Source organism: Streptomyces sparsus (genome assembly GCF_054776295.1).
Window position 1 is genome coordinate 1 of record NZ_BAAHCA010001032.1, and the last position, 1,587, is coordinate 1,587.

1 protein-coding gene is annotated in these 1,587 nt (G+C 71.0%); it reads left to right on the top strand.

Going from position 1 to position 1,587, the window contains the following annotated elements; translation table 11 throughout:
• Positions 1–1,558, top strand: a 1,558-nt coding sequence (locus tag ACYVE9_RS26040) for an LCP family protein (RefSeq protein WP_461030349.1), incomplete at its 5' end; no start/stop codon positions are given.
• Positions 1,559–1,587: the final 29 nt, after the last annotated feature.

Below are 1,587 nucleotides of genomic sequence, written 5' to 3' on the forward strand. Positions count from 1 at the left end.
CGACGGCGGCGAGCACACCGGCGGCTCCGGCGGGGGCAGCGGTCCCGCGCCGCGGAAGCGACGCGCGTTGCGCTGGACGGCCGCCGTGCTGTCGGTGCTGATACTCGGCACCGCGGGAGCGGGCTACCTCTACTACCAGCACCTCAACGGCAACCTCACCAAGGACCCCCTGCACCTCGGTGACAACAAGCTGGACCGCAACAAACCCAACGCCGCCGGGCAGACACCGCTGAACATCCTGCTGCTCGGCTCGGACAGCCGCAACACCGAGGAGAACGTCGAACTGGGCGGCGCCAAGGCCGACCGGGGCCGGCCGCCGCTGGCCGACGTGCAGATGCTGGTGCACGTCTCCGCCGACCGCAGCAACATGTCGGTGCTCTCCATACCGCGCGACACCCGGGTGACGATCCCCCGCTGCACCGACCCCGACTCGAAGGAGACCTTCGAGCAGCGCACCGACAAGATCAACGCCAGTCTGCAGAACGGCGGTCCGGGCTGCACCGTCGCCACCTGGGAGGAGTTGACGGGCATTCCCGTCGACCACTTCATGATGATCGACTTCACCGGTGTGGTGGCGATGGCGGACGCCGTCGGCGGAGTACCGGTGTGCGTCGACGCCAACGTGCACGACGAGCAGTCCGGCCTGCGCCTGGAGAAGGGCGAGACCAAGGTCAAGGGTGAGCAGGCCCTCCAGTGGCTGCGCACCCGGCACGGTTTCGAGGACGGCAGCGACCTGGGCCGGGCCAAGGCCCAGCACATGTACATGAACTCGATGGTCCGCGAGCTGAAGGCCGGGACGAAGCTGACCAGCCCCAACCGGTTGCGCGCGCTCGCCGAGGAGGCGACCGAGGCGCTCACCGTCGACGACGGGCTGGACACGGTCAAGAAGCTGTACGACCTCGGCGAGGACATCAAGCGGGTCCCGGCGAAGCGCATCAGCATGGCGACGATGCCGTGGGTGTACTCGCAGGGCGGCAACTACGTGCTGCCCAAGGAGGGCGACGCGGAGAAGGTCTTCTCGATGATCCGGCACGACGTCGCGCTGGACGGCAAGGACGAGAAGAAGCCGGCGTCCCGGACCAGTCCCGAACCGAGTGATCCGGCGGCGGACCCCGCAGAGATCGACGTGCGGGTGATGAACGGGACCCGCACCGCCGTGCAGGCGCCGGTCAGCGGCCGGGCCGCCACCATCAGCAGCCGGTTGCAGCAGGACGGCTTCGTCCGGGCGTTCGCGGACCGCGCCCCGCGCTCGCAGTGGGACACGGTGGTGCTGTACCCGCGCACGGACCTGCGGGGCGACGCCCAGGCGGTCGCCGACGCGCTGGGGCTGCCCGAGCGGGCGGTGAAGCACGCCGGTGACGAGAGCGGCGTGACGCTGGTCGTCGGGGCGGACTGGCGGGAGGGGACCGCCTACCCGAAGGCCTCCGCCGACGCGGGGCCCTCGGGTGAGCCGGCGGCCGACACGGAGGACGACGGCAAGGCGCCGGACAGCCTGGACGCGCTGACCGGCGACGACTCGTCCGCCTGCATGAAGGTCAATCCCGCACACACCTGGTGAGGCCGCCCGGCCGCTGCCGTCGCCCGGCG